Source organism: Stenotrophomonas sp. YJH_SMC_138 (assembly GCF_059369855.1).
This window is the reverse complement of the sequence record NZ_JCAFTB010000004.1, coordinates 160,021-174,817: the sequence shown is the minus strand read 5'-3', so window position 1 is coordinate 174,817 and position 14,797 is coordinate 160,021. Positions and strand designations below refer to the sequence as shown.

General features: G+C 65.7%; 15 protein-coding genes. 7 read left to right on the top strand and 8 right to left on the bottom strand.

Annotated elements, in window-relative coordinates; genetic code table 11:
• Positions 1 to 8: 8 nt before the first annotated feature.
• On the top strand, positions 9 to 1,217 hold the full coding sequence (locus AC5P7I_RS11125; RefSeq protein WP_019661304.1) for an acetyl-CoA C-acyltransferase: 1,209 nt from the start codon (positions 9 to 11) through the stop codon (positions 1,215 to 1,217).
• A gap of 475 nt (positions 1,218 to 1,692) precedes the next feature.
• On the opposite strand, the gene galU is transcribed toward AC5P7I_RS11125, so the two are convergent.
• From galU to cmk, 8 genes are all read right to left on the bottom strand, one after another.
• Positions 1,693 to 2,571: a UTP--glucose-1-phosphate uridylyltransferase GalU gene (gene galU / locus AC5P7I_RS11120; protein ID WP_032960751.1), complete on the bottom strand. Its 879-nt coding sequence runs from the start codon at positions 2,569 to 2,571 to the stop codon at positions 1,693 to 1,695.
• Positions 2,568 to 4,481: a polysaccharide biosynthesis protein gene (locus AC5P7I_RS11115; protein WP_014646852.1), complete on the bottom strand. Its 1,914-nt coding sequence runs from the start codon at positions 4,479 to 4,481 to the stop codon at positions 2,568 to 2,570. Before AC5P7I_RS11115 ends, galU begins: the two co-directional genes overlap by 4 nt.
• A 3-nt stretch (positions 4,482 to 4,484) precedes the next feature.
• Positions 4,485 to 5,474 carry an MraY family glycosyltransferase gene (locus tag AC5P7I_RS11110; RefSeq protein WP_046430191.1) on the bottom strand — a complete coding sequence of 330 codons (990 nt, stop codon included), beginning with the start codon at positions 5,472 to 5,474 and terminating at the stop codon, positions 4,485 to 4,487.
• A 3-nt stretch (positions 5,475 to 5,477) separates the two neighbouring features.
• Positions 5,478 to 6,656 (bottom strand): lipopolysaccharide assembly protein LapB, encoded by a 1,179-nt coding sequence (gene lapB / locus AC5P7I_RS11105; RefSeq protein ID WP_014646850.1) that lies wholly within the window; start codon positions 6,654 to 6,656, stop codon positions 5,478 to 5,480.
• A gap of 6 nt (positions 6,657 to 6,662) precedes the next feature.
• Positions 6,663 to 6,947 carry a LapA family protein gene (locus AC5P7I_RS11100; RefSeq protein WP_014646849.1) on the bottom strand — a complete coding sequence of 95 codons (285 nt, stop codon included), beginning with the start codon at positions 6,945 to 6,947 and terminating at the stop codon, positions 6,663 to 6,665.
• A 77-nt stretch (positions 6,948 to 7,024) separates the two neighbouring features.
• Entirely contained in the window at positions 7,025 to 7,330 is a 306-nt protein-coding gene (locus tag AC5P7I_RS11095; protein ID WP_005409286.1) for an integration host factor subunit beta, read from the bottom strand.
• An 87-nt stretch (positions 7,331 to 7,417) separates the two neighbouring features.
• The gene (gene rpsA / locus AC5P7I_RS11090) at positions 7,418 to 9,103 is read right to left on the bottom strand and encodes a 30S ribosomal protein S1 (RefSeq protein WP_005416230.1); all 1,686 of its coding nucleotides are present in this window, start codon (positions 9,101 to 9,103) and stop codon (positions 7,418 to 7,420) included.
• 198 nt (positions 9,104 to 9,301) lie between these two features.
• Positions 9,302 to 9,979 (bottom strand): (d)CMP kinase, encoded by a 678-nt coding sequence (cmk, locus tag AC5P7I_RS11085; RefSeq protein WP_014036894.1) that lies wholly within the window; start codon positions 9,977 to 9,979, stop codon positions 9,302 to 9,304.
• Positions 9,980 to 10,176: 197 nt separating this feature from the next.
• On the opposite strand from cmk, the gene ykgO reads away from it, so the two are divergent.
• From ykgO to AC5P7I_RS11055, 6 genes are all read left to right on the top strand, one after another.
• Positions 10,177 to 10,302, top strand: coding sequence for a type B 50S ribosomal protein L36 (gene ykgO / locus AC5P7I_RS11080; protein ID WP_005409283.1), 126 nt, complete (start codon positions 10,177 to 10,179; stop codon positions 10,300 to 10,302).
• A gap of 175 nt (positions 10,303 to 10,477) precedes the next feature.
• Positions 10,478 to 10,777 (top strand): hypothetical protein, encoded by a 300-nt coding sequence (locus AC5P7I_RS11075; RefSeq protein ID WP_227837998.1) that lies wholly within the window; start codon positions 10,478 to 10,480, stop codon positions 10,775 to 10,777.
• Positions 10,778 to 10,816: 39 nt separating this feature from the next.
• Complete coding sequence (locus AC5P7I_RS11070) at positions 10,817 to 11,854, top strand: agmatine deiminase family protein (RefSeq protein WP_014646848.1); 1,038 nt, start codon at positions 10,817 to 10,819, stop codon at positions 11,852 to 11,854.
• Positions 11,855 to 12,014: 160 nt separating this feature from the next.
• Positions 12,015 to 12,902, top strand: coding sequence for a carbon-nitrogen hydrolase (locus AC5P7I_RS11065; RefSeq protein WP_008267821.1), 888 nt, complete (start codon positions 12,015 to 12,017; stop codon positions 12,900 to 12,902).
• 14 nt (positions 12,903 to 12,916) lie between these two features.
• Positions 12,917 to 13,447: a GNAT family N-acetyltransferase gene (locus AC5P7I_RS11060; protein ID WP_069117148.1), complete on the top strand. Its 531-nt coding sequence runs from the start codon at positions 12,917 to 12,919 to the stop codon at positions 13,445 to 13,447.
• Positions 13,448 to 13,451: 4 nt separating this feature from the next.
• The gene (locus AC5P7I_RS11055; protein ID WP_014646845.1) at positions 13,452 to 14,672 is read left to right on the top strand and encodes a TraB/GumN family protein; all 1,221 of its coding nucleotides are present in this window, start codon (positions 13,452 to 13,454) and stop codon (positions 14,670 to 14,672) included.
• The last annotated feature ends 125 nt before the right edge of the window (positions 14,673 to 14,797 follow it).

The window sequence follows — 14,797 nt, the reverse complement described above, 5'->3', positions numbered from 1 at the left end:
TCACTGCAATGACCAAGCAAATCCAGGACGCCTACATCGTCGCCGCCACCCGTACCCCGGTTGGCAAGGCGCCCAAGGGCATGTTCCGCAACACCCGCCCCGACGACATGCTTGCGCACGTGCTGCGCAGCGTCGTCGCCCAGGCCCCGGGCGTGGACGTCAACCGCATCGATGACGCCATCATCGGTTGCGCCATGCCGGAAGCCGAGCAGGGCATGAACGTGGCCCGCATCGGCGTGCTGCTGGCCGGCCTGCCGAACACCATCGCCGCACAGACCGTGAACCGCTTCTGCTCCTCCGGCCTGCAGGCCGTGGCGCAGGCCGCCGACGCGATCCGCCTGGGCAACGCCGACCTGATGCTGGCCGGCGGCACCGAGTCGATGTCGATGGTGCCGATGATGGGCAACAAGATCGCCATGGCGCCGAGCGTGTTCGACAACGACCACGTTGCCATCGCCTACGGCATGGGCATCACCGCCGAGAAGGTCGCCGAAGAGTGGAAGGTCTCGCGCGAAGACCAGGATGCCTTTGCCCTGGCCTCGCACCAGAAGGCCATGGCCGCGATCCAGAACGGCGAGTTCAAGGACGAGATCAGCCCGTACGAGATCGTCTCGCACCTGCCGGACCTGGCCGACGGCCAGCGAATCATCACCCGCAACAAGATCGCCGACACCGACGAAGGCCCCCGCCCGGATTCCTCGGCCGAAGGCCTGGCCAAGCTGCGCCCGGTGTTCCGCAACGGCCAGTTCGGCGGCACCGTCACCGCCGGCAACTCGTCGCAGATGAGCGACGGCGCCGGCGCCGTGCTGCTGGCCTCGGAGCAGGCGATCAAGGATTACGGCCTGACCCCGCTGGCCCGTTTCGTCAGCTTCTCGGTGGCCGGCGTGCGCCCGGAAGTGATGGGCATCGGCCCGATCGCCGCGATCCCGAAGGCACTGAAGCAGGCCGGCCTGACCCAGGACCAGCTGGACTGGATCGAGCTCAACGAAGCCTTCGCCGCGCAGTCGCTGGCGGTGATCCGTGACTGCGGCCTGGACCCGGCCAAGGTCAACCCGCTGGGCGGCGCGATTGCCCTGGGCCACCCGCTGGGTGCGACCGGCGCGATCCGTACCGCAACCCTGCTGCACGGCCTGCGTCGTCGCCAGCAGAAGTACGGCATGGTGACGATGTGCATCGGCACCGGCATGGGTGCGGCGGGTATTTTCGAGGCGCTGTAAGGTTCAAGGCGTTGCCTCGTTGGGCTTCATGGCGTGGGTCGGGTTGGCAGGGCTGCCCGGGACACGCCGTGAACCCTTCCATGGGGGCTCGATGGCGCCATCCATGGCGCCAACGGTCCCGGGCAGCCCTGCCAACCCGGCCCTTCCAGCCTCCCCGCGGCGGAGGGATGAGCAAAGGCAGGGTCAAAGGCTGGGGTCAGATCCCTTTGCTGCGCAAAGGGATCTGACCCCAACCCACGAAAAAAGGCAGCCAGTGGCTGCCTTTTTGCTTTTGCTTCTGCCTTTGATTCCGCCCTTCCCGTCCGCGCCACACGGAAACTGTCGAGAGGGGGCGGATGGCCCTCTCCAAAACCGTTGCCGCCATGGCTGGCCCCATCGACCACCCTGGAAGGGCTTTGGCGTGTTTTGGAGAGGGCCACCCGCCCCCTCCCCCACGTATCAATCAAGGCGCCGCACGGAGCGCTTGATAAAACCCTTATTCCGCCAGCATCGCCGCCAGCTTCTCCCGCGCCGGGCCAGCCAGCTTCGGGTTGTCCAGCGCGAAGCGGATCGTCGCCTCCACCAGACCCAGGTGCGTGCCGCAGTCGAAGCGGGTGCCCTCGAAACGATAGGCATCGACTTCTTCGGTCTTCAGCAGCTCGGCAATCGCATCGGTCAGCTGGATCTCGCCGCCGGCACCGGTCTGGGTCTGTTCCAGCAGCTCGAAGATCTTCGGGCTGAGCACGTAACGGCCCACCACCGCCAAGTCGCTCGGCGCGTCCTCCGGCTTCGGCTTCTCGACGATCTGCGAAATACGGCCCTTGCGGCCATCGAACGCGTCGGTGGCGACGATGCCGTAACTGGCGGTCTTATCGTGCGGCACGTCTTCGACCGCGATCACGCTGGCGCCACTGGCTTCGTTGAGGTCGGCCATCTGCTTCAGCGCGCCCGCACCGCGGTTCCAGATCAGGTCGTCGGGCAGCAGTACGGCAAACGGCTCGTCACCGATCACCGACCTGGCACACAGCACCGCGTGCCCGAGGCCCAGCGCCTCGGCCTGGGTCACGAAGATCGCGCGCACACCATTGGGGAGCACGTGCCGGATCAGTTCCAGCTGCTCCTGCTTGCCAGCGCGCTCAAGCTTCTGCTCCAGCTCGTACGCCTTGTCGAAATAGTCGGCAACGGCGTGCTTGTAGCGGTTGGTGATGAACACCAGCGTGTCACAGCCGGCTTCGATCGCCTCATCCACCGCGTACTGGATCAGCGGCCGATCAATGATCGGCAGCATCTCCTTCGGCACAGTCTTGGTTGCTGGCAAAAAACGCGTCCCCAATCCTGCCACCGGGAAAACTGCTTTGCGAATTCGCTTGCTCATTGGTGCCTGTTGGCCTCACGTGCCGGAAAAGGCACGACTTTAGCGGATGAAATGTAAGCATCCTGTTCGATTGGCGAGAATTCCGGCATCGTCGCAAACAGGATTTCCTGGATGCGGGCGGTGTCGTAGCTGGCAATCGCCTCGCGCAGGCGCGGAACGTTGCCCAGCACCAGGTCGCGCGAGAACGTACGCACGCCGGCTTCAAGAATCTTCGGGTGCGCGGTGGAGCGGTAATCTTCGTCCGAATAGAACAGCGTCTCGTGCAGCTTCTCGCCCGGACGCAGGCCGGTATAGATGATCTGGATGTCCTTGTACGGCTGCTTGCCGGTCAGGCGGATCATCTGTTCGGCCAGCACGCGGATCGGCACCGGCTCGCCCATGTCGAGGGTATAGATCGCACCATGCGACGCCGATGCGGCCGCCTGCAGGATCAGCTGGCAGGCCTCGGGAATGGTCATGAAGTAGCGGCTGACTTCCGGGTCGGTGACCGTGACCGGGCCACCGCGCAGGATCTGCTCGCGGAACAGCGGCACCACGCTGCCGGCCGACGCCAGCACGTTGCCGAAGCGCACCGTGACAAAACGGGTATGCGTGGACTTCTGGTCCAGGCTCTGGCAGATCATCTCGGCGTAGCGCTTGCTCGCGCCCAGCGCATTGACCGGGTCGACCGCCTTGTCGGTGGAGATGAACACGAAATGCTCCACGCGGGCTTCCAGGCAGGCGCGCGCGACGTTCTCGGTCGCCAGGATGTTGTTGCGCACTGCTTCACGCAGCTGGCGTTCCAGCACCGGTACATGCTTGTAGGCGGCCGCATGGAAAGCGGTATCGACCGGGTGCAGCGACAGCGCGTGGCGGATCACCGCTGGGTCACCGCAGTCGCCCAGCACCGCCTCGATCTCGACATCGGGGAAGCTGCGACGCAGCTCGCCTTCGATGGTCAGCAGCAGCAGCTCGCTGATCTCCAGCAGGATGATGCGACCGGCACCATGCCGCGCGCACTGGCGGCACAGCTCCGAGCCGATCGAACCACCGGCGCCGGTAACCATCACGGTGCGCCCACCCAACCAGCCGCGGATCAGGTTCCAGTCCGGCATGATCGGCTTGCGCCCCAGCAGGTCCTCGATCGCCACTTCCTTCAGCTGGCCCGGCAGCGACTGGCCCTGCAGGATGTCACTGAGCTTGGGCACGGTACGGAACGGCACGCCGGTGCTTTCGCAGATCGCGACGACGCGCTGCATGCCTGCGGCGTCCAGCGACGGCATGGCAATGACCAGCAGCTTGGCAGCGGTCTCGCGGACCACCGTCGGCGCGTCATCCAGCGTACCCAGGATCGGCAGGCCCTGCAGCTTGGCGCCACGCAGGTGCGGCGCGTCGTCGAGCAGGCCGACCGGCTCGAAGTTGCCGGAGCGGCGCAGGTCGCGCACCAGGGTCTCGGCCGCCTGGCCGGCGCCGAGGATCAGCACGCGGCGGGCGCTGGAATCGGACTGCAGTGCCTGGTAGTCCTTCCAGGCGCGGTACAGCAGGCGCGGCGCGCCGAGCAGTGCCGACAGCGCGAACGGGTAGATCACCAGCACCGACATGGGTACGCCGTCGAAGCGCTTCCACATCAGCACCAGGATGATGGCCACCATGCCGATGAAGCTGGCCTTGAAGATGTTCAGCAGGTCGCTGACGCTGGCAAACCGCCACAGGCCGCGGTACAGGCCCACGCGCCAGAACACCAGGCCCTGCAGCAGCAGGACCAGGGTGGTATCGACGTTCCACAGGGGCAGCGCCGGGGCGTTGGGCAGGATCGAGTAACGCCCTGCATGGAGCAGCTGCCAGCATGCCCAGACCATGAAGAGGTCGTGGCAGACGATGGCCGAACGCGGCATCAGGCCGAGGATTCTGTCCCGCCAGGGTGAAGCCATAATTCAGGTAATTCCTTGTCGGTGGCGCATTCCATTGCGCAGGAGGAGCCAGAGGACGCTCAGCGCGATGAACCACGCGATCGCCACGACAGCCTCCCACCTCGGCTGCAAATTGGAGCAGACATTGAACACTGTAATACTGAACAGACCCAAAGCAAAGTACATCCCTGTCACCTGCGGGTGACTGGCTCCTGCCTGCACCGCGCGCTGGTAGACATGCTGGGTATGGGGTTCCATCCAGCGTTGTCCGGAAATGATGCGCGCCAGCAGTGTGAAGCCCGCGTCCACGAGGAACGGCGAAACCGGTACCAGCAGCAGGATCCAGTTGATATCGGTACGCACGCTGGCGATCGCCAGCACCACTGCGACCGCATACCCCAGCGCGCCGCTTCCAACATCGCCCATGAAGATCCGGGCGCGAGGGAAGTTGAACGGCAGGAATCCAAGGCAGGCCAGGCCCAGCGCCACGGCGGCCAGTGAATAGGGCCACGGCAGTACCGGCGCCAGCCCCAGCATCGCCACAACGGCCTGGCTGGCGGCGATGCCATTGATGCCGTCCATGAAGTTCCAGATGTTGATCAGCGACGCGGTGAACAGCAGCACCAGCACCGCCAACAGCCAGCTGCCACCATTCACCTTGACCAGGCCGGCCAACAGCGCTGCGGCGATGAAATGCACCAGCAGGCGACGCATCGCCGGCAGGGGCTTGTGGTCGTCCCACCAGCCGATACCGGCCACCAGCACCAGCCCAAGGCTGGCCACCAGCACCGTCGGCGTGCTTTCGGGCCAGGCCCAGATGGCCACGCCGGCGGTCACCAGCAGGCTGATGACGATGGCGATGCCGCCACCGCGCGGGGTGGCAACGCTATGGCTGCGACGCTCGCCCGGCTGGTCCATCAACTGCTGGCGCAGTGCATAGCCCCGCGCAGCCCAGGTCAGCAACGCACTGAGCAGGGCGAGCCCCAGCAGCGCGCCCATCACAAGCCAGGGCATGGATCAGAGCACCGCGTAGTTCAGCAGCGGCTTGACCGTCCCCCACTCCTTGCAGCTTGGGCACTGCCAGTGGTGGGTACGCGCACCGAAGCCGCAGCGCGTGCAGCGATAGGCCGGGTTGCGCACCAGCAGCTGGTCGGTGATGTGCTTGAGGTCATGCAGGGTGGCGGTGGAATCGGCTCCCTCGGCGAGGGTCAGATCGATCAGCGCTGATTCGCCACGTACCGACGGGCGATCCTTGAGCTGGCGACCGAGGTAGGCACGGGCCGGCGCCACGCCTTCCTGCTCTTCCATCAACCGGGTCAGCGCCAGTACCGGGGCGATGCCGCGGTAGTGCTCGGTCATCTCCGACAGGAACGCGCGTGCACCTGCCAGATCGCCGACCCTGCGATAGTTCTGCATCAGTGCCGGCAGCAGTTCCGGCAGGTATTCGGGGTCGTTGCGCGCGGCGCGCTCGAAGGCGCGCACGGCGGCCTCTGGATTGCCCGCGTCGGTTTCCAGCCGGCCCTCGATGATGCCGGCGCGCACCGACATCGCGTCGGCCTGGTAGGCGCGGGCGATCGCTGCCCTCGCCTCTTCCAGCTTGCCGGCGCCACGGAAACGTTCGGCCAGTTCGCATTCGAACTGTCCGATCAGCTTGCCCATCGGCTCGCCGGTGACGTCCTCGAAACGGGTCGCGTTGTCGATCGCCTTTTCCCAGTCGCGCTCGGCCTGGTAGATGCCGATCAGGTGCTTGAGCGCCTGCGGTGCGCGCTGATCCAGCTGCGCCAGCTCGGTGAACACGGTCTCGGCACGGTCCAGCAGGCCGGACTTCATGTAATCCTCGCCCAGCGCCAGCAGGGCCTGCACGCGCTGTGCATCACTGAGGTCGTGGCGGTTGACCAGGCCCTGGTGCAGGCGGATGGCGCGGTCGACTTCGCCGCGGCGGCGGAACAGGTGGCCCAGCGCGACCTGGGTCTCGAAGGTTTCCTTGTCCAGCTCGGCGATGTGCAGGAACAGCTCGATGGCCTTGTCCGGCTGCTCGTTGAGCAGGTAGTTCAGGCCACGGAAATAGGTGCTCGACAGGCGGCTGACCTGGCTGTCACCGTGGCGTTGACCACCGCGCCGCCCGATCACCCACCCAGCCAGGGCGGCCAGCGGAACGAACAGGAAGAACCAGAACCACTCGGTGACGAAATCCATCTTCGATCAGCGTCCATCAAAAGATTGAGGGGAAGCAACCGGTGCCGGCGTGGCGGCAGCGGACTTGTTGGCGCGGCGCAGCTGGCTGTAGAGCGGAATGACCACGCTCACCAGCACCAGGCCAGCGCCAACGATGACGCCGATCAGCAACGCGGCAATGATGGCCACGCCGACCGAGGTCTTAAGCTGGGTGAACAGCAGGTTGATGGTCATCTCGTCCATGTTCATGGCACCGATGATCAACCCAAGAATGAGTACCGCCAGCAGGACCAGCAGACGAAAAACCTTCATGCGACAGCTCCAGTGGCAGGAGTCCGTAGCTTATCCGACTCGCGGCTGGATTCGCACGCGGTGGCGCGACGGAAGGCTCAGGCCGGATCGGCGTCCAGCGGCAGCACACTGCTGACCCGCTCGCGCAGTTCCTTGCCCGGCTTGAAATGGGGGACATGCTTGCCCGGCAGGGCAACCGATTCGCCGGTCTTCGGGTTGCGACCCAGGCGCGGCGGACGATAGTGCAGCGAGAAGCTGCCAAATCCACGGATTTCGATGCGATCCCCGGCGGACAGCGATCCGCCCATCATTTCCAGCAACGACTTCACCGCCAGATCGACATCATCGGCCTTCAGGTGCGCCTGGCGGCGCGCAAGGATTTCGATCAGTTCGGATTTGGTCATTACCGGCTCACATCAGGGGCATCTCAGCCTGAAACGGCCCGGGCAATGCCCGGGCCGTCCAGGAAACAACGAACAGCGTAAGGCCGATTACTCGGACTTGTTGCCGTTCAGCTGTGCACGCAGCAGCGCGCCCAGCTGGGTGGTGCCGCTGGAAGCCGAAGAGGACTGGTATTCCTCCAGCACTTCGCGCATTTCCGCGTCGTCCTTGGCCTTGATCGACAGCTGCAGGGTACGGCCCTTGCGGTCCATGCCCACGAACTTGGCTTCGACCTTGTCGCCGACCTTCAGGTGCTGGGTGGCGTCGTCAACGCGCTCGTTGGCGATGTCGCGGGCCGAGACGTAACCTTCGATGCCGTCAGCCAGCTCGATGATCGCGCCCTTGGCGTCGACTTCCTTCACCACGCCTTCAACCTTGGAGCCCTTCGGATTGGCAGCCATGTACTGGCCGAACGGATCCTGCTCCAGCTGCTTCACGCCCAGGGAGATGCGCTCGCGCTCCGGATCGACAGCCAGGACGACGGCGTCCAGGGTATCGCCCTTCTTGAAGTTGCGAACGACGTCTTCGCCGGTGGTGTTCCAGCTGATGTCGGACAGGTGGACCAGGCCGTCGATGCCGCCGTCCAGGCCGATGAAGATGCCGAAGTCGGTGATCGACTTGATCTGGCCCGACACCTTGTCACCCTTCTTGTGGGTGGCAGCGAAGGTTTCCCACGGATTGGCGGCAACCTGCTTCATGCCCAGCGAGATACGGCGACGCTCTTCATCGACGTCCAGCACCATCACTTCGACTTCATCACCAACCTGGACAACCTTGGACGGGTTGACGTTCTTGTTGGTCCAATCCATCTCCGAGACGTGCACCAGGCCTTCGACGCCCGGCTCGATCTCAACGAACGCACCGTAATCGGTGACGTTGGAGACCTTGCCGAAGACGCGGCTGTTGGCCGGGTAACGACGGCCGATGTTGTCCCACGGATCCTCGCCCAGCTGCTTCAGGCCCAGCGAAACGCGGTTGCGCTCGCGGTCGAACTTCAGCACGCGGACGTCCAGCTCGTCGCCGACGTTCACGACTTCCGACGGGTGACGCACGCGCTTCCACGCCATGTCGGTGATGTGCAGCAGGCCGTCGATACCGCCCAGGTCCACGAACGCGCCGTAATCGGTCAGGTTCTTGACGACACCCTTCAGGATCGCGCCTTCCTGCAGCTTGTCCATCAGCTGCTCGCGCTCTTCCGAGTGCTCGCTTTCGACGACAGCGCGGCGCGAGACCACGACGTTGTTACGCTTGCGGTCCAGCTTGATGAGCTTGAACTCGAGTTCCTTGCCTTCCAGGTAGGCCGGATCGCGCACCGGGCGCACATCGACCAGGGAACCCGGCAGGAAGGCGCGGACATCCTTGATGTCCACGGTGAAACCACCCTTGACCTTGCCGCTGATGCGGCCGGTGATGGTTTCGTTCTTTTCCAACGCTTCTTCCAGCTCGTCCCACACCATCGCGCGCTTGGCCTTCTCGCGCGACAGGACGGTTTCGCCGAAGCCGTTCTCGATCGAGTCGAGGGCGACCTTGACGATGTCGCCTTCGGCGACGTCGATTTCGCCAGCGTCGTTACGGAACTGTTCGATCGGCACGATGCCTTCGGACTTCAGGCCAGCGTTGATCACCACGACGTCGCCGCGGACTTCAACAACGGTACCGCTGACGATGGCGCCCGGCTTCAGCTTGGCCAGATTGGCCTGGCTGGCTTCAAACAGTTCGGCAAATGATTCGGTCATTAGATTTACTCTGTTGGACACATGGGTCGGTGGCGTCCCCTTCAGGGGAATGGCGACCGCCCGCCTGTTGGTCGACCCCGGAAACGCAGGTCGTGTGTAGTAGGAAAACCGCCACGCATCATTGCGCGACGGAGCTGGTACAGCACTGCTATGCGCGACCACCGCCGATGCTGCTGGCAGCGCTCCCGCGCGAACGGATCAGGCAGCCGGAACCGGAAGCAGATCCATCACTCTGGCAACGACATCATCGATGCCGATGCCTGTGGTGTCGATGAGGACAGCATCGTCTGCCGGCTTCAGGGGCGCCACGGTACGCTGGGCATCACGGGCGTCGCGGGCCATGATCTCGCGCAGGAGGTCATCAAAGTTAACAGAAACCCCCTTGTCTTTCAACTGCTTATGCCGGCGCTCGGCGCGCTCCTCGGCACTGGCGGTCAGGAAGACCTTGTAGGAGGCGTCCGGGAAGATCACCGTGCCCATGTCGCGGCCGTCGGCGACCAGGCCCGGCAGCTCCCTGAATGCGCGCTGGCGCTCCTTCAGGGCAGCGCGGACCTCGGGAATGGCGGCAATGGCCGAGGCCAGCGCACCGGTGGTCTCCAGGCGCAGCTCGTCGGTGGCATCGGTGCCGTTGACCATGACCCGCATGGCATCGCCCTGCTCGACAAACTGAACGTGGGTGTCGAAGGTGCAACGCACCAGCGCCGAGGCGTCGGAGGTATCGATGTCGGCCCAGCTTGCGGCCACGCCCACCGCCCGGTACAGCGCGCCCGAATCCAGGTAATGCCAGCCCATCCGGCGCGCGATGATGCGGCTGATGGTACCCTTGCCGGCCCCGGATGGGCCGTCGATGGTCAGGACGGGAGCGAGTGGATTCATGGGGGTCCCAGAGCGTGTGAAGAGGCCATTCTAGCCCCTGCCAGACGCCCCCAGCGGGATCTTTTGTGCAACCACTTGAAACCACGAGGAAAAGCCCGGTAGAATGGCGGGCTTGAACGAGCGTCAACTGCCGATTGTCTTTCGCATATCGCGGCCACGCTCCACCCGAACAACTACTGTTTACGCCGAGGTATGCCATGAAAGTCCTGTCCTCCCTGAAGTCGGCGAAGGCCCGTCACCGTGACTGCAAGGTCGTGCGTCGTCGTGGCAAGATCTTCGTCATCTGCAAGTCGAACCCGCGTTTCAAGGCGCGTCAGCGCTAAGCCTCACAGCCTTCCGGCTGCGGCTGGCCCTACGCGGGGCCGACCCGATGCAAGAAACCGCCTTCGGGCGGTTTTTTGTTTATGCGGCTTTTTCCTGCCGTTTTTGCTGTAATCGCCTTTCTTGACCACTGGGGAGTAGATCGAGATGAAGCGTTACCTGTCCGCCCTGGCCGTGATGGCCACCCTGGCCGCCGCCACACCGGCACTGGCCGATACCCTGCTTGTCGACCGTGCCCGCGAGAAGCCGGCCGGTGCCCTGCCCGTGCGCGGCCAGAGCATGCAGCAGGTGCAGGCGCAGTTCGGCGCGCCCAGCGAGCAGCTGCAGCCGCGTGGCGGGCAGAAGCGGCAATGGCCGACCATCAACCGCTGGGTGTACCCGCAGTTCACCGTCTACTTCGAGAAGCAGAAGGTGATCGACGTGGTGGCCAACCAGGCGGACCCGAACGAAATCGGCCCGAAACCGCCGATCCGTTGATCCCATTACCCGCCGTGGGCGGGCCTGTGTAGCGAGACCATGAACCAGACCCTTCGTTTTCCTGCCGAGTGGGAAGCCCAGAGCGGCGTCCTGATTGCCTGGCCCACCGCCGATACCGACTGGGCTGACCGCCTGGGCCAGGTGGAAGAGACCTACATCGCCCTGGTCGCGGCCATCACCCGCTTCCAGCCGGTGCTGATCTGCGTGGCCGACGACGATGTGGAGACCTACGCCGAGATGCGACTGCGCTCCAACCGCATCGACATGGACAAGGTCCACTTCACCACGGCGGCCTACGACGATACCTGGCTGCGCGACTCCGGCCCGATCACCCTGCGCCGTGCCGACGGCGGCTTCCAGCTGCTGGATTTCCGCTTCACCGGCTGGGGCGGCAAGTTCGACGCCACCCTGGATGACCAGCTGGTGGGCGTGCTCGACCAGGCCGGCGTATTCAACGATGCGCCGGTCCGCAGCATTCCGTTCGCGCTGGAAGGCGGCGGCATCGAGACCGACGGTGAAGGCACCCTGCTGACCACCTGGAAGTGCCTGCACGAGCGCCACCCGGACCGCGACCGCGCCAGCCTGAGCGCCGACCTGGCCGACTGGCTGCAGCAGGACCGCGTGCTGTGGCTGGACCACGGCTACCTGGAAGGCGACGACACCGACGCGCACATCGATACCCTCGCCCGCTTCGCCTCCGCTGACAGCATCGTCTACCAGGCCTGCGACGACGAGAGCGACTCGCATTACGCCGAACTGCAGGCGATGGGCAATGAGCTGGCCGCGCTACGCACCAGGGATGGCCAGCCGTACCGCCTGTTCCCGCTGCCGTGGGCCCGGCCGGTGATCGACGAAGGCCGTCGCCTGGCTGCCTCGTACGCCAACTACCTGATCGTCAACGGCGCGGTGCTGATGCCGGCCTATGGCGACCCGGCCGATGACCTGGCCCGCGACGTGCTGGCACAGGCGCACCCGGGCCGAGAGATCGTGCAGGTGCCCTGCCGCTCGCTGATCTGGCAGAACGGCAGCCTGCACTGCATCACCATGCAGCTGCCGGCCGGGCTGTTGAAGGCGTAACGGTCGTGCCGGCCGCTGGCCGGCAACCCTGCAATGCCTGATGGATCCACGGGATTGCCGGCCAGCGGCCGGCACTACCCGCTGCGCCATTCAGCGCGCGACACGCCGTCGCCGCCCATCCGCGCTAACATGCTGGTTTTCCCCCGCAGGAACGCCCCGCATGAACTCGCGCAGCCCCCTTACCGTCGCCCTGATCCAGGAGCGCAACCACGGTGATGCCGCCGCCAACCTGGCGGTGATCGAAGCACGCGTGGCCGAGGCGGCTGCGCAGGGTGCCAAGCTGGTGCTGCTGCAGGAACTGCATAACGGCCCGTACTTCTGCCAGCACGAATCGGTGGACGAGTTCGACCTGGCCGAGCCGATTCCGGGCCCGAGCACCGAGCGCCTTGGCGCGCTGGCGAAGAAGCATGGCGTGGTGCTGGTCGGCTCGCTGTTCGAGCGCCGCGCTGCCGGGCTGTACCACAACACCGCCGTGGTGTTCGAGAAGGACGGTACGCTGCTCGGCAAGTACCGCAAGATGCATATCCCGGACGACCCGGGCTTCTACGAGAAGTTCTACTTCACCCCGGGCGACATCGGCTTCACGCCGATCGATACCTCGGTGGGCCGCCTGGGCGTGCTGGTGTGCTGGGACCAGTGGTACCCGGAAGCGGCGCGCCTGATGGCGCTGGCCGGCGCCGAGCTGTTGCTGTATCCGACTGCGATCGGCTGGGATCCGGACGACGTGCAGGACGAGAAGACCCGCCAGCGCGACGCCTGGGTGCTGAGCCATCGCGGCCACGCCGTGGCCAACGGCCTGCCGGTGCTGAGCTGCAACCGCGTCGGCCACGAGGCTTCGCCGCTGGGCGCGTCGGGCATCCAGTTCTGGGGCAACAGCCACGTGCTCGGCCCGCAGGGCGAGTTCCTGGCCGAGGCCGGCACCGAGGCCACCGTGCTGCTGTGCGACGTCGACCTGCAGCGCAGCGAGCACGTGCGCCGCATCTGGCCGTTCCTGCGTGATCGCCGCATCGATGCCTACGGCGACCTGCTCAAGCGCTACATCGACTGAGCCGGAGCCCGCGCATGGCCGTCCTCATCCGTGATGCCGGCCCGGCCGACATCGACGCGATCACCGCGATCTATGCGGTGGAAGTGACTGACTTCGTCAACACCTACGAGTACGACATTCCGGACGCGACCGAGATGCTGCGCCGCATGCGCGACATCGTCGATCGCGGCTTCCCCTACCTGGTCGCCGAGATCGACGGCCAGGTCGCCGGCTATGCCTACGCCAACACCTACCGCACCCGCGTCGCCTACCAGTGGACCGTTGAGAACTCGGTCTACGTCGATGCCCGCTTCCAGGGCCAGGGCGTCGGCACCGGCCTGCTGCAGGCGTTGATCAACGCCTGCATCGCACGTGGCTACCGGCAGATGGTGGCGGTGATCGGCGAGCCGACCAACACTGCTTCAATCAAGCTGCACGAACGCTTCGGCTTCGAACTGGTGGGCGTGTTCCGTGGCCTCGGCCGCAAGCATGGCCGCTGGCTGGACACCGTGCAGATGCAGCGCGCGCTCGGCGATGGCGCCGACACCGCACCTTCCAATGAATGAACCCATGACCGAAACCCTTCCCGAGACCGGTGACGACCTGTTCGCCGGCCAGCCGGTGCGCGTCGTCGAACGCGACGGCGTGCGCTACACCCTGCTGGGCACCGCCCACGTCTCCCGCGCCAGCGTCGAGGCCGTGGAAAAAGCCATCGACAGCGGCCGCTTCGATGCGGTTGCCGTCGAGCTGGACCCGCAGCGCCTGCAGGCGCTGAGCGACCCGGACACGCTGGCCAAGCTCGACCTGGTCGAGGTGATCCGCAAGGGCCGCGTCGCCCTGTTCGCCGCCAACCTGGCCCTGTCCGCCTACCAGCGCCGCCTGGCCGAACAACTCGACATCGAGCCGGGCGCGGAACTGAAACGCGCGGTGGAACTGGCGCGCGAACGCGACCTGCCGGTGCACCTGATCGACCGCGAGGTCGGCCTGACCTTCCGCCGGGCGTCGCAGCGGCTTGGGTTCTTCGGCAAGCTGAAGCTGGTTGCCGGGCTGGGCGCCGGCCTGTTCTCGTCCGAGGAAGTGGGCGAGAACGAGATCGAAAAGCTCAAGCAGGGCGACATGCTGGAATCGAGCTTTGGTGAGTTCGCCAGCGAGAGCCCGGCGCTGTACGAGACCATCATCGGTGAGCGCGACCGTTACATGGCCACGCGCCTGCGCGAGGAGCACACCCCGCAGCAGCGTGAAGTGCTGGCGGTGGTCGGCGCCGGTCACCTGGCCGGGCTGGCGCGCTACCTGGAAACCGATACCGAGGCACCGGCGCCGCTGCGCGCCGAGCTGGAGGCGGTGCCGAAGAAGCGCAACATCCCGTGGTTCACGCTCGGCATCCTGGCGATCGTGGCGACCGGCATCGGTGTGGGCTTCTACCGCGGCGGCCTGGGCGTGGGCACCGAGCTGCTGGCGACCTGGGCAATGTATACCGGCGGCCTGGCGGGCCTGGGCTGCCTGCTGGCAGGCGGTCACCCGCTGAGCATTCTTACCGCGATCGCGGTGGCCCCGTTCAAGCCGTTCCGCCTGAGCATCCCGACCGGCGCATTCTCGGCGCTGGTGGAAGCGCGCCTGCGCAAGCCGGCCTACGAAGACTTCCTGAAGCTGCGCGACGATGCGCAGAGCCTGAAGGGCTGGTACCGCAATCGCGTTACCCGCGTGGTGCTGACCTTCATGCTGACCAACATCGGCAGCATGCTCGGCCTGTGGCTGACCACCTTCAAGGTGTGGGGCAAGGTGGCGGGGTAAGCCTCTCAACCGGCCACAGAATCTGTAGCGCCCGAGCCCATGCTCGGGCGACGCGGCGACGCGGCGAGCAGAAAAAAAGGGGGAGACCGCCCCACTACGACCGGCCTCCCCCACACCACAACACG

Bases quoted from the DNA above. Each gene is read 5' to 3' on its own strand.
- AC5P7I_RS11125 (WP_019661304.1), top strand. From the start codon at position 9: ATGACCAAGCAAATCCAGGACGCCTACATCGTCGCCGCCACCCGTACC.
- galU (WP_032960751.1), bottom strand. From the start codon at position 2,571: ATGAGCAAGCGAATTCGCAAAGCAGTTTTCCCGGTGGCAGGATTGGGG.
- AC5P7I_RS11115 (WP_014646852.1), bottom strand. From the start codon at position 4,481: ATGGCTTCACCCTGGCGGGACAGAATCCTCGGCCTGATGCCGCGTTCG.
- AC5P7I_RS11110 (WP_046430191.1), bottom strand. From the start codon at position 5,474: ATGCCCTGGCTTGTGATGGGCGCGCTGCTGGGGCTCGCCCTGCTCAGT.
- lapB (WP_014646850.1), bottom strand. From the start codon at position 6,656: ATGGATTTCGTCACCGAGTGGTTCTGGTTCTTCCTGTTCGTTCCGCTG.
- AC5P7I_RS11100 (WP_014646849.1), bottom strand. From the start codon at position 6,947: ATGAAGGTTTTTCGTCTGCTGGTCCTGCTGGCGGTACTCATTCTTGGG.
- AC5P7I_RS11095 (WP_005409286.1), bottom strand. From the start codon at position 7,330: ATGACCAAATCCGAACTGATCGAAATCCTTGCGCGCCGCCAGGCGCAC.
- rpsA (WP_005416230.1), bottom strand. From the start codon at position 9,103: ATGACCGAATCATTTGCCGAACTGTTTGAAGCCAGCCAGGCCAATCTG.
- cmk (WP_014036894.1), bottom strand. From the start codon at position 9,979: ATGAATCCACTCGCTCCCGTCCTGACCATCGACGGCCCATCCGGGGCC.
- ykgO (WP_005409283.1), top strand. From the start codon at position 10,177: ATGAAAGTCCTGTCCTCCCTGAAGTCGGCGAAGGCCCGTCACCGTGAC.
- AC5P7I_RS11075 (WP_227837998.1), top strand. From the start codon at position 10,478: ATGGCCACCCTGGCCGCCGCCACACCGGCACTGGCCGATACCCTGCTT.
- AC5P7I_RS11070 (WP_014646848.1), top strand. From the start codon at position 10,817: ATGAACCAGACCCTTCGTTTTCCTGCCGAGTGGGAAGCCCAGAGCGGC.
- AC5P7I_RS11065 (WP_008267821.1), top strand. From the start codon at position 12,015: ATGAACTCGCGCAGCCCCCTTACCGTCGCCCTGATCCAGGAGCGCAAC.
- AC5P7I_RS11060 (WP_069117148.1), top strand. From the start codon at position 12,917: ATGGCCGTCCTCATCCGTGATGCCGGCCCGGCCGACATCGACGCGATC.
- AC5P7I_RS11055 (WP_014646845.1), top strand. From the start codon at position 13,452: ATGACCGAAACCCTTCCCGAGACCGGTGACGACCTGTTCGCCGGCCAG.